The organism is Haematobacter massiliensis (assembly GCF_000740795.1).
Lineage (GTDB): Bacteria > Pseudomonadota > Alphaproteobacteria > Rhodobacterales > Rhodobacteraceae > Haematobacter > Haematobacter massiliensis.
On record NZ_JGYG01000013.1, the window covers coordinates 36605 to 62441 of the forward strand.

General features: G+C 65.1%; 20 protein-coding genes. 6 read left to right on the plus strand and 14 right to left on the minus strand.

The window, feature by feature from the left end; translation table 11 throughout:
• Nucleotides 1–160 precede the first annotated feature (160 nt).
• The 4 genes from CN97_RS16085 (at nt 161) to CN97_RS16105 (ending at nt 5839) form a co-directional block, all read left to right on the plus strand.
• Nucleotides 161–2500 (plus strand): hypothetical protein, encoded by a 2340-nt coding sequence (locus tag CN97_RS16085; RefSeq protein ID WP_035713523.1) that lies wholly within the window; start codon nt 161–163, stop codon nt 2498–2500.
• A 106-nt stretch (nt 2501–2606) separates the two neighbouring features.
• Complete coding sequence (locus tag CN97_RS16090; protein ID WP_140418197.1) at nt 2607–3335, plus strand: hypothetical protein; 729 nt, start codon at nt 2607–2609, stop codon at nt 3333–3335.
• A gap of 332 nt (nt 3336–3667) precedes the next feature.
• Complete coding sequence (locus tag CN97_RS16100) at nt 3668–4954, plus strand: lipopolysaccharide biosynthesis protein (protein WP_035713528.1); 1287 nt, start codon at nt 3668–3670, stop codon at nt 4952–4954.
• Nucleotides 4955–5008: 54 nt separating this feature from the next.
• Nucleotides 5009–5839, plus strand: a complete 831-nt coding sequence (locus CN97_RS16105) for a glycosyltransferase family 2 protein (protein ID WP_035713530.1) — start codon at nt 5009–5011, stop codon at nt 5837–5839.
• A gap of 46 nt (nt 5840–5885) precedes the next feature.
• Here the strand turns inward: CN97_RS16105 and CN97_RS16110 are convergent, their stop codons facing one another.
• The 4 genes from CN97_RS16110 to CN97_RS16125 form a co-directional block, all read right to left on the minus strand.
• Complete coding sequence (locus tag CN97_RS16110) at nt 5886–7109, minus strand: glycosyltransferase (RefSeq protein WP_084684214.1); 1224 nt, start codon at nt 7107–7109, stop codon at nt 5886–5888.
• A 6-nt stretch (nt 7110–7115) separates the two neighbouring features.
• On the minus strand, nt 7116–8072 hold the full coding sequence (gene fcl / locus CN97_RS16115) for a GDP-L-fucose synthase (protein WP_035713533.1): 957 nt from the start codon (nt 8070–8072) through the stop codon (nt 7116–7118).
• Nucleotides 8073–8082: 10 nt separating this feature from the next.
• Complete coding sequence (gmd, locus tag CN97_RS16120) at nt 8083–9201, minus strand: GDP-mannose 4,6-dehydratase (RefSeq protein WP_035713535.1); 1119 nt, start codon at nt 9199–9201, stop codon at nt 8083–8085.
• Between the two features lie 237 nt (nt 9202–9438).
• Nucleotides 9439–10188 carry a glycosyltransferase family 2 protein gene (locus CN97_RS16125; RefSeq protein ID WP_035713538.1) on the minus strand — a complete coding sequence of 250 codons (750 nt, stop codon included), beginning with the start codon at nt 10186–10188 and terminating at the stop codon, nt 9439–9441.
• A gap of 910 nt (nt 10189–11098) precedes the next feature.
• Here CN97_RS16125 and CN97_RS16130 point away from each other — a divergent pair.
• Together CN97_RS16130 and CN97_RS16135 are read left to right on the plus strand one after the other, a co-directional pair.
• Nucleotides 11099–12103: an EpsG family protein gene (locus tag CN97_RS16130; RefSeq protein WP_035713539.1), complete on the plus strand. Its 1005-nt coding sequence runs from the start codon at nt 11099–11101 to the stop codon at nt 12101–12103.
• An 18-nt stretch (nt 12104–12121) separates the two neighbouring features.
• The gene (locus tag CN97_RS16135) at nt 12122–13285 is read left to right on the plus strand and encodes a glycosyltransferase family 4 protein (protein WP_051911322.1); all 1164 of its coding nucleotides are present in this window, start codon (nt 12122–12124) and stop codon (nt 13283–13285) included.
• 18 nt (nt 13286–13303) lie between these two features.
• Here the strand turns inward: CN97_RS16135 and CN97_RS16140 are convergent, their stop codons facing one another.
• From CN97_RS16140 to CN97_RS16185, 10 genes are all read right to left on the minus strand, one after another.
• A complete protein-coding gene (locus CN97_RS16140) occupies nt 13304–14428 on the minus strand; it encodes an MraY family glycosyltransferase (protein WP_084684215.1) in 1125 nt (374 codons plus the stop codon).
• 428 nt (nt 14429–14856) lie between these two features.
• A complete protein-coding gene (locus CN97_RS16145) occupies nt 14857–17034 on the minus strand; it encodes a polysaccharide biosynthesis tyrosine autokinase (protein WP_035713541.1) in 2178 nt (725 codons plus the stop codon).
• Nucleotides 17031–17507 (minus strand): arsenate reductase/protein-tyrosine-phosphatase family protein, encoded by a 477-nt coding sequence (locus CN97_RS16150; protein ID WP_051911323.1) that lies wholly within the window; start codon nt 17505–17507, stop codon nt 17031–17033. The genes CN97_RS16145 and CN97_RS16150 overlap by 4 nt, the downstream gene beginning before the upstream one ends.
• A gap of 14 nt (nt 17508–17521) precedes the next feature.
• A complete protein-coding gene (locus CN97_RS16155) occupies nt 17522–18598 on the minus strand; it encodes a polysaccharide biosynthesis/export family protein (protein ID WP_035713543.1) in 1077 nt (358 codons plus the stop codon).
• Between the two features lie 283 nt (nt 18599–18881).
• Complete coding sequence (gene galE, locus CN97_RS16160) at nt 18882–19913, minus strand: UDP-glucose 4-epimerase GalE (protein WP_051911324.1); 1032 nt, start codon at nt 19911–19913, stop codon at nt 18882–18884.
• Nucleotides 19914–19983: 70 nt separating this feature from the next.
• On the minus strand, nt 19984–20670 hold the full coding sequence (locus CN97_RS16165) for a rhomboid family intramembrane serine protease (protein ID WP_248700107.1): 687 nt from the start codon (nt 20668–20670) through the stop codon (nt 19984–19986).
• A 115-nt stretch (nt 20671–20785) separates the two neighbouring features.
• Entirely contained in the window at nt 20786–21337 is a 552-nt protein-coding gene (locus CN97_RS16170) for a VPLPA-CTERM sorting domain-containing protein (RefSeq protein WP_035713547.1), read from the minus strand.
• A gap of 457 nt (nt 21338–21794) precedes the next feature.
• Nucleotides 21795–23399 (minus strand): VPLPA-CTERM-specific exosortase XrtD, encoded by a 1605-nt coding sequence (gene xrtD, locus CN97_RS16175; RefSeq protein ID WP_035713549.1) that lies wholly within the window; start codon nt 23397–23399, stop codon nt 21795–21797.
• A 194-nt stretch (nt 23400–23593) separates the two neighbouring features.
• Nucleotides 23594–25075: a TonB-dependent receptor gene (locus CN97_RS16180; RefSeq protein ID WP_035713550.1), complete on the minus strand. Its 1482-nt coding sequence runs from the start codon at nt 25073–25075 to the stop codon at nt 23594–23596.
• Between the two features lie 4 nt (nt 25076–25079).
• Complete coding sequence (locus tag CN97_RS16185) at nt 25080–25733, minus strand: polysaccharide biosynthesis/export family protein (protein ID WP_084684221.1); 654 nt, start codon at nt 25731–25733, stop codon at nt 25080–25082.
• Between the last annotated feature and the right edge of the window lie 104 nt (nt 25734–25837).

A 25837-nucleotide genomic window follows, 5' to 3' on the forward strand; every position in this document is an offset into this window, starting at 1 on the left:
TGCCTTGAGCGCCCCTCCGGCGGGCGATGGCTCACCGGAAATATCGGATGGCGGCAGGAGCAGAAACCAGCCGCCATGATCCGCCCCGACATTCCCGCGCTTGACCCAAACCACCAAGACTGGAAGGCTCCAGCCAGGGTCTGCCCCCAGGAGGCGCGTCGTGGCCGTTCCGAACTTCGTCCCCTCGCCGGTGCAGGGCATCTCCGGTCCCGGCCCCTATGCCATCCCGCATCCCTATGAGGCGGGGGATATCGGGGTGCTGGTCCTGCATCACGATACACGGATCGAACTGTCGGAGGCGGAGTTCCGGCTGATCCCGCCCGCTTCCTCTACGACGGGGGAGCTTTTGCTCGCGCCCGAAACGGCGGAGCGGCTGGCGGGGGGTCTGCTTCTGCCCTTCCGGCAGAGCCAGCTTGCGCAGGGCTGGGGACGGAGCGGGGGGCGGCACGGACTGGAGGCACAGCTCGACCTCATCGTGCGGGCGTTGCAGGACCAGACGCGGAGGCTGGATGCGGCGCTCAGGCTCGACATGCCGGTGGCGCCGCTCCATCCGCAGCCGGGGCGCCCGCTGGTGGGGACGGAGACGGGCGGGCTCGACTGGGGCCGGACCACTGTGGAGACGGCGGAGACCGCTGCCGCGATGCTGGAGCAGGCGGGCCTGATCGCCACGCCCATGCCCTGGCCCGGCAAGGCGGAGTTCCTCTCCGCGCCCCTCAATCCCGCAACCCGCCTCGCCCGGGTCATGGGGGACGGGCTGGAACTGGTTTACCGGCGCGACCCGGCGGGCGCCACGCGCCATGAGGATGGCAGCCGCTGGCGGCTCCTCTCGGGGGCGCATTACCCCGATGTGGCCAGCCTCCGCGCGGCGCGGCATCCGTTCGATCCGGGCGACAGGCTGCGGGCCGGGAGCTTCGGCTATGTCACCTTGGCCGCAGACCGGACGGCCGCCCCCGACCTGGTCACAGCGGGGGGAACGACGCTGGCGGTGGAGGCGGACCGGGATGGCTACGTGGATCTCGACGCCTTCGGGGCAGCGGGCGACGGGCGGACGGATGACAGCGCGGCCCTGACACGCGCCATCGCCCGCGGCAAGGTGCGCCTCGGGCCGCATACCTATGCGGTCAACGAGATCCAGCCCGTAACCGGCATGCGCATCGAAGGCCCGGGGGGAGAGCTTCAGGCGGGGCGCTACGGCCTCGTCTGCACGGTAAAAGGGGGGGCCATCTTCCGTGACCGGGATGAAAAACCGATCTATGCGGCGGTTCTGGAGGGCTTCTTCGCACAGGCAGCCGCCCCCGGCGTGATCTTCTACGACAGCCCCGCACAGAAGAAATACACCGGCGGCTTCCGCATCCGTCGTCTGGAGATATCGAACGAATTCCAGCTCCTCTTCCGCTGCGTGCCGATCTACTGGTCGATCGACGACTGCCGCTTCGGCTTCTTCGGGGGAAGGCAGGGAGGCGGGCAGGCGTTCAGGGTTTTCGAGGCATGGTCCGACTCGACCGGCTGCCCCGTGAACCTGAACAAGGTCACGAACACCACTCACTACCACTGCGCCGCGGATAAGGATTTCCCGGCGGCCTATATATTGCGCTGCGGGGCGAGCTGGACATTCGAGAACTGTTCGGCCGAACAGTTCAGCTGCGCGGTCGTGGAGGCGAGGAGCTTCTCCACCGTCCAGTGGCTGGGAGGATGGATCGAACATATCGACTATCCCGTGGTCTTTCGCGCAACGATAGACAAAGGCGCCCCCTATGTCCTGAACGGCACCCCGCTTGCTGTCGAGGGGACAAAGTTCTTCATCGGCAATGAAACCTGCCGTCATCTGGTGGATAACAGGAACGGCCTGGTTACCCTGCGCAACCTGAATATCCTGGGCCAGGCGACCGGGTTCCGGGCCGTGACGAACCCCTGGCAGGTCGCGCTCTTTCGCGGCAACTACATCGGGCGAAATCCCGCTTTCGATACAGCTCTCGTGGAGCAGGGCCAGCTTCGCACCGGCAGGCTGTCCCCCTGGCGAAACGGCATCCCGCCCGAGCGTCTCACATCCCTTTCCAGAACCCTGCGCCTTTCCCCCCGGGTATCCGGCCTGACCGGCGAGCAGACAAGCCTTCTGCATCTCGCCGGTGGTTCGGCCAGTCAGGCGGTGACGCTGGAAGTGCCGCTCCAGATCCTTGCGCCCCTGGACGCAGGCTATGTGACGATGGCCGCCATCGGCGCGTGGAATGGTTCAGGACAGGGACGGCTGGTGCGCGCCGCCTACTGGGCGAATGCGGATCCCGCCTCTGCCCAGGCGGCGGCGACCGCCGCTCCCGAGCAGGGCATCACCCGGAGCGACACCGGTCTCGGGATCACCCGGCTGACATGTTTTGTTCCGCATGAGGTGTCCTCCTTCCACATCGGCCTCGTGTTCGAAACGTCCCGCGATGAGGAGTTTCTTCTGGAAGGCATGCATCTTCTGGTCGGCGATGCGGTCTGCAACTATCCCTTCTTCGCCTGAAGCGAAGCGGTTGCGCCTGAAGCGAAGCGGTTGCGAAGGCGGCGAGAGCGGCATTATGGAGGGTCCGGGGCAGGTTCTGCCCGGCAGCGCAACCGGAGCCGACCCTGTGACGCCTTCTCCTCCCCTCCTGCTGACATCGGCCATCCATGTCTCTGCGCCCCTGACCAACCTGACCGATGCGAAACAGCGCCTTGATGCCCATCTCGACAGTCTGGCGGAATGGAGCAGGACGCCGGGTGTAGAGGAAATCGTGATCTGCGACGGTTCGGGTTACGATCTGGAGCCGCATCTCGCTCCCCTGCGCCAGGCCCATCCCCATATGCGGTATGAAGCCCTTTCCTTTCGCAACGATCAGGAAATGGTTGCCCGGCGAGGGAAGGGCTATGGCGAGGGCGAGATCGTCCTTCATGCCCTCGGCCACAGCAGGATCCTGCAAAACAGCCCCGCTTTCGCCAAATGCACGGGGAAGCTGTGGCTCAGTAACTTTTCCGCCTGTCTTCGGGGGTGGAATGGGCAGGCTGGCTTCAATCTCTGGGGCCGCACCCGGATCGACAGCATCGATACGCGCTTCTATCTTGTCGCGCGCGATTTCTTCGACCGCCATCTTCGCGATCGCTACCGCGATGTCGACGATCCGGCGGGATATTACCTTGAGCACAGCTATCGCGACGGGTTGGAGGGACTTCCTCCCCGCAGCTATGTGATGTGGCCCGCCCCGCGCCTGCAAGGCGTGTCGGGTTCCTCAGGGCAGGGCCTGCCGCCCCAGGGGGTCGGCAGGCGGATGAGGAATGACTTGCGCAACCTTGCCTTTCGCGCGGGAATCCTGCCGCTCTAGCCTTGGGAGCACAGGCGGGCATTGCCTATCCCTTCGCCAGATTTTATTCCCGTCCCGGTGCGCGAGACGGTGGCCCTCCGAGCCGCCCATCTCCCGACCGGAGAGCTTATGGACCTGCATCATCCCCAACCGCGACCCCTTTTCTCCGACCGGGAGGGTGCAAGCAGCCTCGGTTCCGCAATCCCCCCCGTGCTTGCCGGCAAGGGGACAGTCCATGACACGCCCCATGCGCGGGACTGCGGTACGGAAAGAGGCCCCCTGAGCGGCTCCGCGACCCTGTCCCGCCCTGACGGGATCCCTGCCGATCTGCGCCCCGGGAACCAGCATCTGTCATGACGGAAGCCCGCTTCAACCTGAGGAAGAATGTCCTCCATCAGGCGTTCTCCTTCGCCGTCAGCCTGGCTCTCACCTTCCTGACCTACCGCATCCTGATCGAGCGCAGCGGGATCGAGGCTGTCGGAACATGGTCTCTCCTGCTTGCCTGGACCTCGCTGATCCGGCTTGGCGATCTGGGCCTTGCCACGGCCACGTTGAGGTTCGTGGCACGGCATGATCTGGATCATGAGCAGGAAGTCATCCGGGATACGATCGAAACGGGGATACTTTCCAACAGCGCCATCTTCGGACTGCTGAATCTTCTTGGCTGGCTCATCCTGACATGGGCCCTGCCTTATCTTGTCTCGGCCGATCATCTGGCGGAGGGGGAAGCGCTGCTTCCCTGGCTGTTTCTTCTGTCTTTTCTGAGCAACCTGTCCTGGATCGTTCTGGGCAGTCTTCAGGGCCTTCATGCCGGCTATGTGGCGGCCCGGCTTTCCGTGGCGGGAAACATCCTGCAGCTTCTGTTGGCCCTCCTGCTCATTCCGGCCTTCAGCCTGCTGGGACTGGCCTGGGCCCAGATCGCGATGCACCTCGCCCTGGCGATTGTCGGGTGGCTTCTGCTGCATCACTGGGTGCCTTCCGCCGGGTGGGTGCCGTATCACTTCAACCGCGAGCGGTTCCGCGAGATGCTCGGCTACAGCCTGCGCGCTCAGGTGGCGAGCACGCTGTCCAACTTCTTCGAGCCTGCCACGAAACTGCTCGTCAGCCTGTTCGGCGATGCCGCGCTTCAGGGGATCTACGAACTGGCCTACAAGACGGTCATGCTGCCCCGCTCCGTCGTGATGGCCAGCATTCAGGCCTCCATGCCCGCGTTCAGCTATCAGACCAAGACCGATCCGGAAGCAAGCCGTGCCCTCTATCGCCGTATCCTGCGCCGCACCGCGCAGGTGACAGTCGCGGTCGGCGTGGCGATCTGCCTCGGTGCACCGGTTGCCTCCTGGCTCTGGCTCGGGCACGTGGATCTGCGCTACTGGGCGTTCACGGTGATCCTGACCCTGGGGATCCTCACAGCCCTCCTCAATGCGCCCGGCGCATCGATAGGCTTCGTGACGGGAAATCTCCGCCACAATATCTGGACGGCCCTTGCCACCCTTGCCCTGACCTTCGCGCTGGGGTTCGTGATCGGGCAAATCTTCGGGCCCTACGGCACGGTGGCGGCCATTTCCGCAGGAACGGGCCTGGGCAGTATCATCCTCAGACGGATGAACGAGCGCTTCCTGCACCAGCAGGCACCAACGTGATCCTCCGCCTCTGCTCCCTTTCCGTTTCGATCTCCGGCCTGTAGGTAATCCCTCATGAGACTTGCCATCCTGTGCGCCAGCTTCAATCGTGTTGCCGTCACGCTCCAGGGCCTTGAAAGCCTGCGGAACGCGCTCGCCTCCGCACCGGGGCTGGAGTGGAAGATATACCTGCTCGACGATGCCTCTCCCGACGGAACGGCGGAAGCGGTTCGCACCCGCTTTCCGGATGTGCGGGTCATAGAGGGAACGGGAAACCTCTTCTGGAACCAGGGGATGCGCCGCGCCCAGGCCGCCGCCCGGGAAGAGGGGCCGTGGGATGCCTATCTGCTCTACAATGACGATTCCGTACTGATCCGGGAGGCGGTGGTCGATTTCATTTCCCGTTATGACGCTTACAATCGCGAAGCTCCGACGGCCTGTGTCGGCTCCTTCCTCGACCCCGACAGCCGGGAGCCGACATACAGCGGCTACGCCCGGAAATCGCGGCATTTCCCCCTGACCGTCGCGCCGGTCTTTCCCAAGGGCCAGGACATCGCCTGCGACACGTTCAACGGCAACTTCGTCATGGTGCCCGGGGTCGCGTTCGAGGCGCTCGGGGGGCTCAGCCCAAGCTACAACCACACCTATGGCGATATCGACCTGGGTTACGGGCTTGGCCGGAACGGCGTGCGCCGTATCGTGATCGGCAATCCGGTCGGATATGCGAGCCGCAATCCCCCGGCGGATCTTTCGACCCTTTCGAAACGCTGGAAGAAACATTTCGGGGGGCCGGACAGCTGGCGGCAACATGCAGCCTTCTACCGGCGAAACACCGGGTCCGCGCTCTGGCCGGCCGTCATGACGCTCGGCCTTGCCGCCCGGGTAAAACGCGCGCTTCTGGGATGATCTTCACGGCTTCTGCCCGGCTCCCCCGCGGGGCGGAGCCGTCAGCTCACTTCATCAGTTCCCGCACGCCGGCGGCGAAGGCGGGCACGTCGCCGCGGGGGGCGTAGTCGGCGGCGCCGCGGCACTGGCGTTCCCACAGATCGCGGTCCGTGGCCAGGAGACGCATGAAGAAGGCGAAGCCCTCCGGATTGTCCGGCTCCACCACGAAGCCGTTCACGCCGGTGCGCACCAGGCTGTCCCGCGCGCCGCAGATATCGGAGAGGATTGAGGGCACACCCATCGCCTGCGCCTCGATCACCACGTTTCCGAACTGCTCCTCGGTACTTGTCAGCACGAGGGCCAGGGTGGAGGTGAGCAATCGCGCGATGGCATCGGTCTGCAAGAAGCCGTGGAATATCACGCGCTCCGCAATGCCGAGCGCCTCGGCCCGGGCGCGCAGTTCTGCCTCCAGCGGGCCGGAGCCGCAGAGATGGAGCGGGCGCGGCGCGGGATCGGCAGCGGCATAGAGCGCATAGGCCTCCAGCGCCACGAAGAGGTTCTTCTTCGGCACGAGCCGGGCCACGATGGTGAAATGCCGTTCCCCGAACGGGATACCTTCCGGGGCTGGCTGGCCCTCCGACATCCGGCGGATGCGGTCCAGAGAGACGGTATTATATACCCCCGTGATCCGCTTCTCCGGGATTCCGAGAAACCGGAAATAGTCCCGCGTCCTGAAGCCCGATCCGATCGCCCCCTGATAGGGTTTCAAGAACCACGATTTCACCCATTCGCGGAAGGGCCTGCGCGGCATGTCGTCAAACTTCGAGCAGCCCATGGTATAGACCCGGTCCCCCCGCAGCCGCAGCAGGCAGGCAAAGGCAAAGACCGGCATCCAGCTGTAGTGGCACATGAACCAGATGGCCCGCCCCTCCCGCCGCCGGAAAGCCGCGAGAGAGCGCAGGAGCGCCAGCCCCGTCGGGCGGGACGCGGGATGGAGCGTCACCTTGCGGAAGCCCTCGCCCGTCTCCGGCACCCAGTCATAGGTGTCGCTCTGCCCATAGAGTTCGAGGCCCACCACCTCCGCCTCTCCGCGGACCTCCGCTGCCACGGCGTCGCAGCGGTCGGCATGCATGGGGCCGAAGTTCTCCCACAGGAAGACGAGCCGCGGCAGGGAACCGGCCGGCTTTACACCCGGCTCCACACCCCGCGGGGCTTCCCCTGCGGGGTTGCGGGGATCGGGGTTTCGGGTATCCGGGAGTGCGGCCTCGGGCGGAGATACGGGATGGCTCATCGGGGATCAGGCCTCCCGCAGCGCGGTGGTATGATCCTTGAACCAGCCGTAGGTATCGCGCAGGCCATCCTCCAGCCCGGTCTGCGCCTGCCAGCCCATCGCGGCGAGGCGGGAGACATCCATGAGCTTCCGCGCCGTCCCGTCGGGTTTCGTCGTGTCGAAGGAAATACGGCCCTCGAAGCCGGTGACCTTCGCGATCATCGCGGCCAGCTCCGCGATGGTCACGTCCTGACCTGTCCCTACGTTGATATGGGACAGCATCGGCTCGGTATTCGCCTCATAGACCGCGCGGGGCAGGCCCAGGACAAAGAGCGAGGCCTCCGCCATGTCATCCACATGCAGGAATTCGCGCATGGGCGTGCCGGTGCCCCAGATCACCACCTCGTCGCGGCCCTCGCGCGCGGCCTCATGGAAGCGGCGGATGAGGGCGGGCATGACATGGCTGTTCTCGGGGTGGAAGTTGTCGCCCGGACCATAGAGGTTCGTGGGCATCACCGAGCGGTAGTCGGTGCCGTATTGCCGGTTGTAGCTCTCGCAGAGCTTGATCCCCGCGATCTTGGCAACCGCATAGGGTTCGTTCGTGGGCTCCAGCACCCCGGTCAGCAGCGCATCCTCCGCCATCGGCTGAGCGACGGCGCGGGGATAGATGCAGGAGGATCCCAGGAACAGCAGATGCTGCACGCCCGCCTTGTGGGCCTGATGGATGACATTCGCCTCCATCATCAGGTTTTCATAGATGAACTCGGCCGGGTAGGTGTTGTTGGCATGGATGCCGCCCACCTTGGCCGCGGCGAGGATCACGGCATCGGGCTTTTCCTCCGCCATGAAGGCCCGCACTGCGGCCTGGTCGGTCAGGTCGAGTTCGGCATGGGTGCGGGTGACGACATCCGCCCCCCGGGCCTGCAGGCGGCGCAGGATCGCCCCCCCCACCATGCCGCGATGTCCGGCGACGTAGTATTTCATGTCCCGCCCCTTACGCTTCGACCGAGACCGGCGCGTGGAAGCCATGCTCCCGCAGCAGCCGGTGACGGCGGGCGGATTGCAGATCCTCGGCCACCATCTCGGCGCACATCTCCTGCGCGGTGATCTCCGGCACCCAGCCGAGCTTCTCCTTGGCCTTGGTCGGATCGCCGAGCAGCGTCTCCACCTCGGCCGGGCGGAAATAGCGCGGGTCGATGCGCATGATGACCTGGCCCGTCTTCACGTCGGGCGCCTTGTCCCCCGTAATGGCGGTGACGGTCGCCACCTCCTCCACGCCGGTCCCGGTGAACTCCAGCGTCAGCCCCAGCTCTGCCGCCGACCAGCGGATGAATTCGCGCACCGAATACTGCTTGCCGGTGGCGATGACGAAATCCTCCGCCGCCTCCTGCTGGAGCATCATCCACTGCATGCGGACATAGTCCTTGGCATGGCCCCAGTCGCGCAGGCTGTCGATATTGCCCATGTAGAGGCACTGCTCCAGCCCCTGCGCGATGTTGGCCAGGCCCCGGGTGATCTTGCGCGTCACGAAGGTCTCGCCGCGGCGGGGGCTCTCATGATTGAAGAGGATGCCGTTGCAGGCATAGATCCCATAGGCCTCGCGGTAGTTCACCGCGATCCAGTAGGCATACATCTTGGCCACCGCGTAAGGGCTGCGCGGATGGAAGGGGGTCGTCTCCTTCTGCGGGATCTCCTGCACCAGCCCGTAGAGTTCGGAGGTGGAGGCCTGGTAGAAGCGGGTCTTCTGCTCCAGCCCGAGGAAGCGGATCGCCTCCAGAAGCCGCAGCGTGCCGATCGCATCCACGTCGGCGGTGTATTCCGGCGCCTCGAAGCTCACCGCGACATGGGATTGCGCGCCGAGGTTGTAGACCTCGTCGGGCTCCACCTCGCGCAGGATGCGCGTCAGGTTCGACGTGTCGGTGAGGTCGCCGTAATGCAGCTTCAGCCGCGGGTCCGGGTTGTGCGGGTCTTCATAGATGTGGTCGATCCGCTGGGTGTTGAACAGCGAGGCGCGGCGCTTGATCCCATGGACTTCATAGCCCTTGGCGAGCAGGAATTCCGCCAGATAGGAGCCGTCCTGGCCGGTGATACCTGTGATAAGGGCCTTTTTCATCGGGGTCTCCTGGCTGAAAGCGGGCGGGGATGGCTGGAAGGCGCCCGCGGACTGCAGGCGGTTATCGTGAAAATCCGCCGGGCGCGGACAAGAGCGGAAATAACCGCGGGACGCCGACGGACGAAGAGCGGCACCTCCTGCGGGCGGGCGGGGCGGGCTGCAGAAGCGCGGCCGGGCAGGCCGGCTCTACGGGAATGGCGAATGCCGCAAGGGCAATTGTCCGGGAGACAGGTCATGTCAGTGCCGGACCAGTTCCAGAAGCTTGCGGGGATATTTCGACAGGATGCGCGGATAGCTGGTGGCAATGCCGTTCTCCCGGCAGGCGCGGCGCACTTCCTGCGTGCCGAGGATCTTGCTCCTCAGCCCCGAGGTGCTGGCGCCGCCCGCCTCCATCCTGACCCAGACCTCCGGGACATGCCGCCAGCGGATGTCGCCCTTCCGGAACACGCGGGCCACGAATTCGAAATCCCCGGCGATGCGGTAATCTGTCCGGTAAAGACCATGCGCCTCGAACACACGGCGATGAAGGAACAGCGCGGTATGGGCGGGCATCGCCCCCGCCGCGATCCGCTCGGGCCGGAAGTGGGAACTGTCATAGCGCCGGATCACCCGGTCCGGCTGGCCGGGCGGATGAAAGGTCACATCGGCAAAGACCGCATCGAGATCACCCCCCGCAAAGGCTTCCGCCACGCGGGAGAGGACATGCGGATGGGCGTAACGGTCATTGGAGTGCAGGATACCGATCACCTCTCCCTCCGCCCGGGCGATACCCTTGTTGATCGCGTCGTAGATGCCGCGATCCGGCCCGGAGGCGAGACTGATGAGCGGGCTGGCGAACCCCTCCACCACGGCACAGGTCTCGTCCTTCGACGCACCGTCCACCACGACAAGCTCCCGCTCCGCATGGTCCTGAAGGAGAAAACTCTCAACCGCCCGCGCGACCGTCGCCCCGGAATTGTAGCAGGCCATGACGGCGGAAATCTTCATGCGGTGGCTCGGGTATCCTGGGCCTTCGGTTGGTTCTGCCGCCTAGCACGGGCGGGCCGTCATGGAAAGGGAAGGGAAGGGGCGGGCAGGCGGATTGCTGCGCCTGGCGCGGAAGCAGGCGGAAGGGGCCGCTTCGCCTCGACCGGCTCCCGACCCTTAATCGCCAATGGCCCCATGTCACGGAAGGGGATGGAGTGCGGCGCCCTCACGATATCGGTGACCGGCTTTGCCATGGCGGGTGGCCTGGTGTCGATTGCACCGGGCAGGACGAGGCGGTGCAGGAGGAGGCCGGGCGGGAGGAGAGTGGGTAGGTGGAGACTGGGTGGGGGCAGGCTGGGCGGGGGCAGGCTGGGCAGGACGCGACACGGGGGGGTAGGGAGAAGCAGCAGGCAAGGGGGTACCCGGGCAGGGGCAGGCAGGGGCCTGACCACGGGCCTTCCTTGCCTCTCCCTCCCGGATCCCCATACCGACCCGACCGGGAGGGCGAAACCGATGGCCTCTCTCCCCGATCTCCCCCCACGGATCTCTCCCCCCGGTCTCCCCCGACAGAATATCCCGGAGGCCCGCATGGCCACGGCCCGCCTGTGAGCCCGGTATTTCGCTGAGGCCGGTATTTCGTGGGAGCCCAGTATTTCGTGGGAGCCCGGTATTTGAGTCTGGTATTTTGAGTACGGCATTTCCTGAAGCAGGGATGCACACGGCCAGTCGCATCGGCCTCCCTCCTCCTGCTTCGGGCGCGCGCCGCTCCGATGCCACAAAATCGTCAGGCGCAGATGCACCGTGACCGCCCGCTCCGGCGCGCAGGTCCTCATCCGGTCGTGACGCCCTGTCGGCTCGACCTCGGCAGCGGGGCTGCATATAGTACCGCCACCGGCGGCACCCCGCCCCGGAGGCCAAGCATGGGAAAGCGATGACGAGCCGCGCCATTGACGCCAGTCCGGTCGCACAGCCTTTCCGGGCAGGCCTCAGGGGGGCCGATCTGCTGGCGGGGATGCTCGTCTTCCTGGTGGCCTTCGGCATCTCCCTCTCGCTGCTGGGAGCCTATACAGGGGGAGACCAGCTCAACTACCGCGCCTTCTATGACGAGGTACGGGGTGTGCGGGCCGATGCCGTGCCGATCGTTCAGGCGATGACCACCGGCTCGGCCGAACCGCTCTATGGCTATCTGATGTGGGTCACCTCCAGCGCGGGGCTGGACAAGGATGTCGTGATTTCCGTGATGAACGGAATACTGGCGCTGGTCCTTTTCCTGTTCCTGCGTCGCTATCGGGCTGGTGTGCTGCCGACCGCTCTCATCTTTACGAACTTCTACCTCATCACGCTGTTCACGTCGCTCGAACGCCTGAAGCTCGCCTATATCCTGCTGACGCTCGCCATGCTGGTGTCGGGGTGGAAAAGGGCGCTGATCCTGTTCATATCCATGACGGCGCATTTCCAGTCCTTCCTGCTGATCGCGGCGGGGGCGGGTCTGCGTGTCGGGTCTGCCGACTTCCTGCGCCGCTACGTCACCCCGTTACAGCTGCTTCTCATCCTCATGGGGATTCCGGTCGCCATCATCGGATTTCTGCTCTTTGTGCTGCGCTTCCTGCCCGCCATTCAGGGCAAGATGGCCGCGTATCAGGGGGGCGGGGTGGCCGAACTGGCCAGCATGGGGCTGCTCATCATCGTGGGAGTGGTCGTGCTCCGCCGGAAGCAGGCATTCCTGGTGGGTCTCATTCCGATCGCGATGGCGGCGGCGGTCTTCGGGGCCTCCCGCATCAACGTCATGGCAGTCACATTCCTGCTCTACCTTGCCGTGACGGAGCGGCGGGCCAGTCATCCGCTGATGCTGGCGCTTCTGGTCTATTTCAGCCTGAAGACCATCCCCTTCGTCGAGAACATCTATGCCTGGGGCGATGGCTATTACATCCCCTGATCCCAGCCCGGATATCCCATGACCTTTCGCCTTCTGATCAATGCTTCCAACCTCCGTGTCGGCGGGGTGGTGCAGGTCGGCATCTCCGCCATCGACGAAATCGCGCGCCTCGGCCCGGAGGGAATGGAGATCAGCGTGCTCGCCTGCGAGGGGGTGGACCGCAACCTTGCCCAGATCGGCTGCGACACGGGCGCCTTTGCGCGCTACCGGGTGCGCTCCGTTCCCGGTCTCTCGCCCTTCGACCCCGTGCTGGATGAGGAGATCGCGCGGGCCGATGCGGTCTTTACCATATTCGGCCCGCTCTATGCCCGCCGCCGCCCGAAAGTGAGCGTGATGGGCTTTGCCCAGCCGTGGATCATCTATCCCGACAATGACATCTACAAAGGCCTTTCCCCGCTCGCCAAAGCGAAATCGCGGCTGAAATACGGCCTGCAGGCGGCGATCCTGCGGCGGAATGCCGACCATGCCATCGTGGAGGCCGGGCATGTGAAGGAGCGGCTCGTCGCCCGCGGGCTGTTCCGCGAAGGACAGGTGAGCGTGGTCTCGAACTGCGTGAGCGACATCTTCCGTCAGCTGGAGATTTGGCGGCCGGTGGCGCTGCCGGAGCGTAAGGGGCTGCGCATCGGTTTTCTTGGCCGGGATTACCCGCACAAGAACCTGTCCATCCTGCCGGAGGTGGCGCGCGCGCTCCGTGAACGGCATGGGATTGCGGTGGAGTTCCTCGTCACCCTGACGGAAGCAGAATGGCAGGCACGCAGCCCGGAGTTCCGAAGCGCGGTCACCAATGTCGGGCCGCTCGACCTCGCCCAGTGCCCCTCCTTCTACGCGGGGCTGGACGCCGCGATCTTCCCGAGCCTGCTCGAATGCTTCTCCGTCATGCCGCTGGAGGCGATGGCGATGGGGCTGCGGGTGTTCGCTTCCGACCGGCCCTTCGTAAGGGACATCTGCGGACCCTTCGCGCGCTATTTCGACCCCCATGCACCGGAGGCAGCGGCCGCCTGTATCGCCGAAGGACTGGCCACCCCCCCGTCGGATGAGGAGCGGGAGATGATCCGCGCGCAGGGTTTTGCAGGTATGAGCCCCACCGAACGCGCGAAAAGCTATCTGGAGATCGTCCGCCGGGTCGTCGCGGAAAAGGGTGGCGCTGTCCCGGCCGGAGCACGCATCCCGCTCAGGGGATGATACGCCGCTCCTTGCGGCCTATTCGGCCGGATGGGCCGCAGGATGATGCGGACGGATGTTCCGCCCGGAAGGACCATTCCCGCCCCGGCCGCGCAGCAGCGCCACGCGGCGGTAGAGCAGCAGGTAGCAGCAGGCCACCACGAGCAGCGCCCCCCAGATGGCGAGCGAGCTTTTCGCACAGAACACCGCCAATACGGTGGACAGCAGCGGGAAGGCCCAGAGGATCGTGCTGGCCACGGGGTTGCGCAGCTGGGGCCTGCCCAGCCCCCGTGCGATACGGCGGGCGAGGCTGCGATAGACGAGGCTGTGCAGATGCAACCGGTCGGGCTGGCCGGGATGGCTGCCGGTCCGCACGGTGCGGCGGTGGATCGACACGAAGGTCTCGATCATCGGATAGGCCAGGAGCAGGATGCCGATGATCGGCGAGATCTCCGGGTTGCGGGCAGGGAGCGCGACGGCGAGAACCGCCAGCAGATAGCCCGTCCCATAGGCGCCGGCATCGCCGAAGAAGATCAGCCCGAGCGGATAGTTCAGCAGGAAGAACCCGGCGATGGCCCCGATGGCGACAAGGCAGACACCCATGATCGCCGTATCCCCCGTCTGCCAGGCGATGAGCCCGAAGCCGGCGAGGATGATGATCGCCGTCCCCGAAGCCAGCCCGTTCACCCCGTCGATGATGTTCAGCGCATTGGCGATGCCGCCAATGGCGAAGGCGGTGAAGAGCACGGCAATCGGGCCGATGGCCAGCAGCATGTCCACCCCCGGCAGGTCCACCCCCCGGATGGCGTAGCCCGAGAGCAGGCAGAAGATCAGCCCCGACAGGATGGTGGCCAGCAGGCGGGTGCGTACGCCCACCCGCTTGGTCACGTCCTCGATCAGCCCGGAGGCGAAGGCGGGGATCGCAGCAAGACAGATCATCCACCACAGCTCCCGCCCGCCATCCGGCAGGGCAAAACCACCCGCCAGCGCACCGACCATGAGGGCAAGCCCGCCGACCCGCGGGGTCGGCACGGCATGGAGCTTCTGCACGCCCACCTGACTGTCGAGGGTCAGATGCCCATGCAAATGGCGCGTCAGGACGAGAACGGTGGCGAACAGGCAACTTGCCAGGATCGCGAAGGCGAATGCGTTGACGAAGATCATGCCGGAACCTTGAGGTGGGCGGGTGATATCCCGCCACATTGGAAATACTGCCCGCTGCACCGGGCCGCGACAGCCCGGAAAGAAGGCCTCCGAGGAGGCTGGATCGTGGAGGACTGCCTCCAGGGCTGTCCCAAGTCTGACAGGTGCCCTGAAGGAAGGGGAGGAACGACCGCCCTTTTCATCCGGCGCCGGCTCATCCCTCCGGACCGTCTACCCGGAGGCATTCATGGAGGCCCTGCCGGTGTAAAGTCTCATTCGATTGTCCTGCACGGCTCACGAACTACGCCCATCATTATCGCTCATGATTGGCAAACGGCAACGGTCGCCGACCCATGTTTATCGTTTTGCGGCCCAGGCACATCAGACCATGTTGCTCCTGTGCCGCCATCGGCGATCTTTTGCCTTTCATTTTCCGGGCGAAAGGGAGGTTACTCCTCCTTCGCCTTGTATTCATAGCGATAGGAATAGCTCTGCGCCGATTTGGCCTTGCGGTGATCATAGGCATTGAAAACCGCGCCCTTGAAGCCGGTGCCTGCCGCCTCCATCGCGGCCTGAGCCGCGCGGATCTCGCCCTCCGGCGTCTCGTCGAAGCGGGCGACGAGCAGGCTCGCCCCCGCTGCCTTGGCGATGATGACCGGATCGGTGACCGCCAGAACCGGGGGGCAGTCGAAGATCGACAGATCGAACCGCTGGTCCAGCTCGCGGATGAGCGCCGGAAGCGTCGGGCGCAGCAGCAATTCCGCCGGGTTCGGGGGGAACTTGCCTGCAGGCAGGAAAACCAGCCCCTGCACCCCGGTTGGCACCAGCACATCCTCAAGCCGCGCCTGTCCGGTCAGGATATCGGCAAAGCCCGGTGCATCGCGGGGCACGTCGAACATCCGCCGCAGGCGCCCGCGCCGCATGTCCGCGTCGATCAGGCAGACCGACTGTCCCGCCTGGGCGGAGACGACGGCGAAGTTGGCCGACAGGAAGCTCTTGCCCGCACCCGGCGCGGTGGAGGTGATGGCCAGCGTGCGGGAGGGGGCGTCCAGCATCCCGAAATGCAGCCCCGTGCGGAGCGAACGCAGCCCCTCCACGGCAAGGTCGGTGGGCTTGGTTGCCGCCAGCAGCGGAACGCGCCCGCCGCGCCCGCCTTCCGGCCTTTCGGCATCCGGGCTCTTGTTGATGGTGGCAAAGACCGTGAGACCCATGTCCTCCAGGTCGGAAGCGCTCTGAATACCCTTCCGCAGCCAGTTCCGCAGCAGCACATAGCCCGCCCCCAGCATTCCGCCCAGCAACAGGGCAAGAGCGAGAACGCGCGCCTTGCGGGGCGCCACGGGACGGATCTGGGTCTCTGCCGGATCGACGATCCGCACATTGCCGACGGTGGAGGCGCGCATGACATCCACTTCCTGCGCGCGGGTCAGAAGCTCGGTATAGATCTCCTGCGCCATTTCCACGTCATGGGTGTAGTTCAGGATCTCCCGCTGCGTGTCGGGCAGGGTGCCGATCTCCCCCCGCAGCTTGTTGAGCTGATCCTCCAGCCGCTCCCGCTGCGCCAGAAGCTGGCGGTAGCGCGGGTGGTTCTTGGTATAGAGATCGGCGACCTCGTCCTCCTGCGAGCGGAGTTCACGAAGTTCGGTCTCCAGCGTGCCGATCTGGGTCAGCAGGTTCTGTGTCTCGAACTGGATATCGACGGAACGCTGCGACTCGCGATAGGTGTTCAGCCGGTCCTGTGCATCCAGCATGTCCTGCCGGGCCTTGGGGATCTGCTGCTGGATGAAGCCAAGGCTGTTTTCTGCCTGCGCGGCAGAGCGCTCCACATTCTGGCGGACATAGGCCTGCGCGATGGCGGCCAGCGTGCGCTGCGCCTCCACCCGGTCGCGGGAGGTGAAGGACAACTCCAGGATGCCGGAATCGCGGGTCTTTTCGGCAACCGACAGGGACCGGCGAAGCCCTTCGATGACATCCTGCGTCTCGCGGTGGGCGATCTCGAACTGCCGTCCCGGCTGGCCTTCCAATTCCCCCACGCGGAGGGCGAAGCCGATATCGGTATCCTGCAGGACTTCCCCCACGCGGCCCTCGAACAGGCGGCCGTCGGGGGTGGTCACGCGGAAGGTATCCCCGTCGCCCTTGGTGAGGGTGAAGGTTTCTCCCGTCCAGTGCGGCGGCACGGCGAGCAGATCGAGGCGGATCCGCTCCCCCCCTTGGGCATAGGGCCGCAGAAAACTCATTCCCTTGAAGGGCAGCGCGCGGGACCGCAGCGCATAGCCGATCACCGGGAACTGCCGGGGCCGGGCTGTCCATTCCAGATGCACATCCGCCACCGCCTGGTTCAGCACCAGACGCGACATGATCAGTTCCCGTTCGGTCGTGGCCTGGGTCTGACCACCGCCCATCAGATCGGAAAGCCCCGAGGGCACGGCGAGGTTGCCGGTCTTCGGTTCCAGCTGGATCAGCGCATCCGCCTCATAGGTGGGGGCGGTGAGGAAGATGTAGAGAACCCCCGCGAGCAGCCCGGCCGCGGTAAATCCAGCGACCTTGCCCTTGGCGGCCCAAAGCTCCTCGGCCAGCGCGGCGAGATCGACTTCCTTCGCTTCCGCCTCGCGCGGGGGCTTCGGGCTCATGCCCCGGCTCCGGAACCTGAACCTGGGCGGGAACTAGGCCGGGGGCCGAGCCGGGCGATCCAGCCCTGCGCCGCCGCCGCGATTTCCCCATGCACGGCCTCGTGGAATTCCCGCGACCGCTGATAAGGGTCGGCGATCCCCTTGGCGCCGGTCCATTGATCGAACAGCATCACGCGGCCCGACAGCGCGGGGGCCAGGCGGGTGATCTCCGCCTTGTGCCCCGGCTCCATGACCAGGATCAGATCCTGCGTGCCGCCCAGTTCGGCGGTGAACTGCCGCGCCACATGGCCTTCGAGCGAGATGCCATGCTCCGCTGCCACCTCCGCGGCCAGCGGATCCGCGGCATGGCCGACCAGCGCCCCGATCCCCGCCGAAGTCACTCTGACCCCCGGCAGACCCGCCTGCAGCACGCGCTCTCCCAGCGGGGAACGGCAGATATTGCCGACGCAGACGACCATCACATTCGAAATCATGGGCTCTTCCAGGATCAGTTCAGCGCATTGTCGGTCGCCGCGACCACATTCGTCGCCTGCACCGTCGGCAGCAGTTTGGAGATCGTGTCGTTCCAGCGTTGCAGCGGGTTGCGCGTGACATAGACGACATCGCCCGGCTCCAGCACGAAGCGCGTGCCAAGCAGCAGCCCGGTGGGGGAACTCGTCTCGAGCTGGAAGACGGTCATGCGCCCCCGCACGTTGCGGAAGACAAAGACGCCGCGCGCATCGGACCGGGTGGAGCGCACACCCTTCTGCAGGGCCAGCGCCTGGGTGAGAGAGACGGTGTCGAGCGACAGGTCGACCGGCCCCGCCTCCGATATCTCGCCCATCAGATAGGCCTCCTGCGCGCGTTTGCGCAGCACGGAGACCACATCCCCCGACCGGAGCATCGGGTTGTTGGCGGCCATTCCGGCGGAGAGATAGCCCTCCACATCCACGTCGTAGAACTGGCTGCCGCGCTGGACGCGGACGCGGCGCATGTCGGCATTCTCGGTGAAACCGCCCGCCTCGCTGATCGCTTCCAGCAGCGTGCGGGGACTGGTCGTCATCTCCAGCCGCTGCGGCATCTTCACCTCGCCCGAGACGACGACGCTCTGGGAGTTGAAGGCGGCGACACGCACCTCGAGCTGCGGCTCCGGGACGTATTCGGCCAGCCGCCGCGTCACCTCCTCGCGGATCTGCTCGAGCGGGCGGCCCTCGGCCCGGACCTGGCCGATGAAGGGGTAGAAGAAACTGCCGTCCGCCTGCACGCGGAAACCGGAATCCTCCGCCGCCCGCTGCGGCCCGGCAGGGAGCGTCAGCTCCGGATGATCGAAGACGATGATGTCAAGAATGTCGCCCGGCCCGACGAGATAGTTCCAGCGCCCGCCCCGCGGCATGCTGGTGGCGACATGGCCCTTGGTGGGCTGAGCGAAGCTTGCGATATTATCCGGGGTCAGACGGATGATATCGACATTCTCCTCCTGCGCCGCACGCTCCTGGCCGCTTTCATCGACGGGGAAATAGACGAAACCATCCGTGCAGGCAGTCAGGATCAGCGGGAGGCAGAAGAAGATGGCATGCTGGCGCATGTCGTTCCTTTTATTGTTCCGAATCCCGCGGGTGTCCCGCCCCTCGGGAGGTGAATATACACGTCATCCCGCCAAGAAAACCCGCGCCGGCACAGCCAATCGCGATTGTGACATCCCCTGCCCGCACTTCGGCGGAGCTCTGCTGGCAGGAGAGGCGGCATGGCGGCATGGATCCGGGTGCACCGACCGGACGGGAGGGACCATGCCCGGTGGCGGGGCCCGTCGCTCTTTCGCCGTCTCCGGGCAGGGTCGTGCCGGAGGGGCGCAGGATCACGCGCCCGGCTCAGGCATTCTCCAGCGCCGGGCCACCCGCCACCGTCCTGTCCCAGCCCACAGTGCGATAGGACCGCCAGGCATCCTCGATCATGGTGCCGAGGTCGGAGCGGGCCGGGGTCCAGCCCAGTTCGCGCCCCGCCTTCTCGCTGCCGCAGACCAGCGCCACGGCATCGCCCGCGCGCCGCTCCCCCAGGACCACCGGCACCTCGCGATTGGTGATGCGACGGGCCTCCTCGATCACCTCCCGGACGGAGAAACCGCTGCCGGAGCCGAGGCAGAAGACCTCCACCCCGCCATCCGCCACCCGTCCCGCTTCCAGCGCCTTCACGCCGAGCACATGGGCATCCACCAGGTCCGAGACATGCACATAGTCGCGGATGCAGGTGCCGTCCCGCGTCGGGTAATCGGTGCCGAAGACGGTGAGCGCCGGGCGCCTGCCGGAGATCGCCTCAAGGATCAGCGGGATCAGATGCGTCTCGGGGTCGTGGAACTCGCCCACCTCCGCCTCCGGATCGGCCCCCGCCACGTTGAAGTAGCGGAAGATCACCGAGCGCAGTCCGTAGGCCGCGCCGAAGTCGCGCAACATGTCCTCGATCGCGCGCTTGGAGGCGCCATAGGCGTTGATCGGCGCCTGCGGGGTCTCCTCCGTCAGTACCACGCCGTCTTGATCGCCATAGGTCGCGCAGGTGGAGGAGAACACCACGTCGAGGCAGCCCGCCGCCACTGCCGCCTCCAGCAGGGTGAGGGAGGCAGCGACATTGCCGCGCCAGTATTTCCCCGGCTCCCGCATCGCCTCTCCCACCTGGGAGAGGGCGGCGAAATGCATCACCGCGACCGGCCTCCACCTGGCAAAGACCTCATCCAGCCGCGCCCTGTCGGCGAGGTCGCCCTGCTCGAACGGGCCAAAGCGCACCGCCTGCTGCCAGCCGGTAACCAGGCTGTCGTAGGTGACGGGCACATAGCCGGCGCGCTGTAATGCCTTGCAGGCATGGGAACCGATATACCCTGCTCCGCCAGTGACCAATACATGTTTCGTCAAAGATATCTCTCCGAAGTCGTCATGGCAGCCTGCCAGCAGAGCCGGAGCATGACAAGTCGCTGCAATGCAGCTATCGCCCATCCCTCACCAGCCACAGGCCCATGAGCCAGCCGACGACGAAACCACCCAGATGGGTTTCCCAGGCCAGCATCCCGCTCATCGCCCACCAGAGGACCAGGTTCAGCCCGGCAAGCCACAGAAGGGACCGGATCACCGGCCTGAGGCTCTCCCCCCGTGCCCGCAGATATTGCCAGCTCAGCGCCATGACCGCGCCCGCCAGCCCGAACAGCGCCCCCGACGCCCCCACCATCGGCTGCGGGGACTGGGACAGCAGCGCAAAGCCCAGACCGCCACCGATCATGGAGGCCATGTAGAGCAGCAGGAACCGTCCCTGCCCCATCCGCTCCACCAGCGGCGGCGCAAGAGAGAACAGGGTGAGCATGTTCACCCCGAAATGGATCATCCCCCCGTGCAGGAAGCCGTAGGTCAGGAACATGAGCCAGGGTTGCGCGGCATAGTTGGGCCGCCAGTTGCCCAGAAGCCCCGTCCAGAAGCCGCCATGCTGCCAGGCCCAGAGCCGCCAGCCGGGATCGCCCCAAAGCCCGTAATCAGCTCCGGAGAGAATGAGTTCCGGGATCAGGCAGGCCACGAACAGCACGAGCACCACCGGCATGGCGCGCATTCGGTCTGTCAGAATGCCCTCCCGCCGCGGGAAGCGGGGACGCTGACGGGCGGGAAGGGGTTTGTCGGGCCGCATGATGCCTGAGAGGTGATCCAGCAACGCCCAGGATGCAAGGGAAACCTTGGAAGCAGCCCGGAAAGCAAAACGCCGGCGCAATCGCACCGGCGTTCCGAAAATCGTTTCTTGAGGCTCAGGCCGCTTTGCGGCGCTTTATGGCGCCCAGGCCGGCCAGACCACCGATCAGCAGCAGGCCCGCCGCCGGAAGCGGAACCGCGGCGACATATTCTTCGAAGCCGATGGCGTCGATGTCATAGCCGTCACGGCCATGGCCGGCGATCACCGGGCTGGTGTCCTCCACCTTGAGGAAGAGGAACGGCGTCGCCGAATAGAGCGAGCTGACCTGGTTGGAGTATTCCCCCAGAGTGGTCCAGGATTTTCCGTCGAGGCTGACCGAGAAGATCGCGCTCTCGATATAGGTTTCCCGCGGGAGGTTGGTGACTTCGAACACCTTCCCAGCGCCGCTCACCAGGCTCGAGAAGCCGAGCACGATGCTGCCACCGAAGCCGAGGGAGTAGAAGCTCCCATCCTCGGCACCCGTTGCTGCGATCGGGTTGCTGCGCACCGGCGCAACATAGCCCTTCTGTTTAGCCGAAACCACGCTGCTTGCATAAATGACAGCAGCATTTGCCGAGGCAGCGGAGGCCGCGGCGATGAGGGCAGCCGTAACAACCTTCTTCAACATGTTTCTCTCCATAATTCTGCCAATCGGCTCAGGGGCCGGAGCCGAGTTCATCACGCTTATGTCAATTATTAACATGTTGCGATGCGGCGTGACAGCGGTTTTTTTAATATTTCCTAGTTTATTAATAAAACTCAGCTGCTTGCGCTTAAGAGAGCGCCTTTGTCCCCGATATGGCACAAAAGATCGGAATTTCTTGAACTTGTTCGCTGGAATAGCCCGATGCGCTCGCCGTAAAGGTGTTATTTTTAATAACTTTTATCCTGAGGCGCGAAATGAGGGAGGTAATCATCTTCGTCTTAAGATTGAAAATTCTCTTTCATCCACCTGCTTGCAGGTGAACTGTTGAATACTTTCGTTTTGGAAAGTTGTGTCCGAACAAGGGGGATTCGCCGCGCTCGGGATGCTGCAACGCAGAAAACCCGGCCGGAGCCGGGTTGTTCAGTTTGCCTTCAGCAAGTCAGAACGGAATGTAGCGGGGCAGGACGTTCAGGCTTTTCGCCATCAGCCGCTGAATGCGGGCATCGGCGTCGGCCTCGCTCTCGTTCGTGCCGATCGGGGTGACATAGCGCACCAGCGCCCCGTCCGTACGGCCGCGGGTCAGGCTGTCCCAGACGACGCTGGCCTTGGCGAGATAATCGTTGGTCATCCGCTTGCCGCGCTGCTCGAACCAGTAATAGACGAGCTGTTTGGACAACCCTTTCTGGATTACCGCCCGGTTCACGGTGAAGGTACCGTAGGGCGTTCCCGGGAAGCTCACCTCGTGCGGCTGGAAGGTGAAGATCTCCCAGCCCCCGACCGGGAGACAGACTTCCGGCGAGTGGATGCCGGCGCCTTCCGTCTGCTTCTCGTAATAGGCCGAGAAGAAATGCACATAGTCCTTCTCGCCCGGTGCGGTATAGGCGGCGTTCATGTAATCGGTCGCGGCCAGCACCCGCTCGATCTCCGGGTCGAGACCGGAGGCCGCGCCCGACCATTCCCCGAATTGCCGGGGGAAGAGCGCGAAGGGCTCCCGGTCCATCTGCTGGGCCTGCGGCCCGCCATGCAGCGCCCAGCCCGCCGACAGGGCAAGCGTCAGCAGTGCCCCCGCCGCCAGCGCCTTCGAGGGGCGGATCGACAGGATGCGCCCCATGAGCGGCGCCATGCCGCGGGTGTCGAGGTCGATCGCCTCCGCCAGCGGCAGCGGGTTCCGCGTCAGCCGTTGCAGGCCCATCGCCATCAGGAACAGGATGCCGATACAGGCGATGAAGATCACCCAGCCTTCGAAGAAGTGCAGGAACCCTTCGGCATGCTCGATACCGTAGGAGTTCACCAGCACCCCGATCACCCCGATGCGGAAGGAGTTCATCAGCACGGTGAGCGGCACGGCCGACAGCATCAGCACAGCCTTGTGCCAGAAGGGGCCGCGATAGAGGATGGCGAAGAGATAGGTGAAGCTCAGGATCGGGAACAGGTAGCGCAGGCCCGAACAGGCTTCCGCCACCTGCAGCTTGTAGACCCCGAGGTCGATCACATTGCCTTCGAGATAGACCGGCACACCGGCAAGGCGCACGAACCACACGCCGATCTCCGACGAGATCCCCTGCAGGAAGATCGTCAGGTGCCAGTAGAGGAACTGTGGCAGCGGCAGCATGAAGATCAGGTGCAGGACAGGAAGCTGATGATGCTTGCCCCGCTCCCAGCCGAAGACGGTGAGGACCACACCACCCACCCAGATGATCATCGCATAGGTGACGATATCGGGAATGCGGGTGAGGTTGCCGAACAGCGCAACCGTGAGGCCCAGCAGGATGACGAGGAGTCCCGGCCAGCGGTCCCGTACCTCGGCCGCGGGCGGCGGCATCTGCCGCAACTCCCGCAGGAAGAGGTAGAGCGAGATCAGCGGTATGAGCGGCCCATGGCTGTATTCCGGCGTGGACCAGGCCTTCGCCAGCGAGACGAAGCCGATCCAGAAGATCGGGATCGACCCGGCCAGAAGCAGAATGAACCACATGAAACCGGGGGCGTTCACCGAGGGAAGCGCAGCCGCCAGGGAGGAGCGGGAATTCTCGTTCGCGGCCGTCATGGAAATCCTCTAGTCAAATGTGGCCGGGGATAGCCCAGGGCGCCCGGCATATTCGCCGGAAGTATGTCCCTGTATAACATAAGGCTGCACATGCGGAAACCGAAGCAAAACCATGACCCGGCCGCGAATGGTACAGAAAATTCACATGGTTGTGAGAGCGTGCCCGGCCGCACGGATCTTTTCAGGTCCTGAGCTCAGGGCCTGAAAAGGAACTGGCGCTGTATGGTCAGGAAGACGGCGTTTTCCTTGGCCGTTCCTGCGGGGCGCTCCAGCTGGGTATATTCGTAACCGCCCGAAAGCTCCCAGTCCCGGGTCAGGTCATGGGAATAGGCCGCGCGGATCTGACTGCGCGTCCGGTCGCCCCCGGAATCCTGGAGGTTGTTGAGATCGGCATAGCTTACGCTCAGCGAAACACCCGAAACCGGGGTCAGCTCATGCGATAGCCGGAGCAGGAAATTGCGCGCCTCCACCTCTTCGTCGTCGCTGTTGGTGCTGACCGATTGCGACAGCCGTGCGGAAAGGCTCCCATTCTCCAGGTCATGATTGTAGGTGATCGACCCGATGGCGGTCGTCTTGCCGCTGTCGCCCCGCGAGGCGCCGAGGCTGAGCGCAAGGCTGCCGCTCGGCAGGTCCATTGCGCGGGACACCTGGAGGGTGGAGCGGCTGCCGGAGGTATTCTGGCTCTGGTCGAAACTGATTCCGACCGTGCCGTTGGTTAGTTCCTGCGTGGCGCCGAGAGTGCCGATGACCCCGGTCGTCCGCTCTGTTCCGCGGTAGCCGGAGAGATCGGTCTTCTCGCTCTCGATCTCCTGATAGCCTATGGAGCCATTGAGCGTGAGCCCGGTACCGACCTCATGCACGGCACCCGTAGAGAGCGAGCGGGTCTGCCGGTCGGTCTGCTCCGTATCGTCGGCGGAATAGTCGCGATACAACCCATCCAGCGTCAGCCGGGTGGTCGGCGTGATCAGGAAGCCGAAACCTGCCGTCGCCGTATAGGTTTCGTTGTCTTCGAAGCTCGTGTCGCTCGTCTCAAGGAAGTTCCGCTTGTAGGCGCTCAACCCCGCATTGAAGCTGAGCGGCCCGGACATGCCGGTGCGGAAGCCGACACTGGCGCGGATCATCTCCCGATACCCGTCGCTGGTTGAAAGATCCTGCGCTTCGAGATCGATATTTTCCTGCACGAGCTGGAACGGATCGAAGAAGGCGATGTCGGCGCGGTTGTAATAGGCCGACGATGTCAATTCGCTGTCCGCCCCCGTCAGCGTATAGCCGAAGCGGAGGGTCTGGTTGTCGAAATCGGTCTGGTAGCCGCTGTTCGTCGCATCGCTCGGATAATCGGCCAGACGCAGCACCCCGCTCGCCGCGAGGCTGAGCTTCTGGACATCCGTCTCGCTCAGGTAGCTGAGGCCGAGGGTGTTATCGACATAGGTGGTGGTTCCTGACGGATCATCCGACAGGTCGTAGTTGTCGCTCACATGCAGTGAGGACGAAAAGCTGAACGTCAGCAGCGGGTTCGGCAGATCGCCTGCCGCCTGTGCCGGCGCCTCCACAGGCACAAGGGCCGTTCCGGCGAGAAGAAGAAATGCGAGCGGCAGCCGGCGAAGGCCTGCCGCAGCACGGGACCGCCCGGTCTCCCGGCTGAGGGAAGCGAGGCATGCGGAACGGGCAGGGGTCATCTGCTTACTCGAACAGCCGGCGCTGCGGGACGATGATGACATCGCCTTCGGTGATGGTGGTCATGCCGCTGATCCGGTTCTGGCCACCCCCCACATGGTCGAGGTCGAAGAGATAGACGGCCGCAGCCTTGGTCCGGGGATCCTGACGGTGGAGTTCGATCCGATTCCGCGCGGCAAAGCGGCTGAGCTGACCGGCCTCGGCCAGGAACTGCAGCAGCGTGGTGCCGGACTTGATGTCCTTGCGGCCGGGTTCGTTAACTTCTCCCATCACATATACGGGAAATCCTTCCGCGGCAGCGGCGGCGGACTGCGGCGGCGCGACGCTTCCCACGGTGACATAGACGGTAGGCGTCGCAGCGAAGTTCGGCGAGAGGCCCTGCGTCAGGGCGGAGCGCAGCTGCTCCACCGTCCGGCCGCTGGCGCGCAGCGTTCCGGCCTGCGGGAAGCTGATGCTGCCATCGGGAAGGACGAGCACGGAACGGTTGAGGCTCGGATCGTCGAGCACCTCGACCTGCACCACATCGCCCGGACGCAGGTGATAGCCGCTCTGGGCCGAGGCAGGCGCGGAGAAACCGCCGGCGACGCCGCCCGCCACAAGGGCGACCGCCGCGATACGTGAAAGGGGGGAAACAAAGATCCCGAGCAAGGTTCTGAACATCAGGCGCACCCGTTGGGGAATGGTTACGATCAGGGATAGGAGGTTTGCGGGCAGGTGGAAAGCCGAGCTCCGCAAAAGGCGAGGACTGCGACACTTCTGCCGCG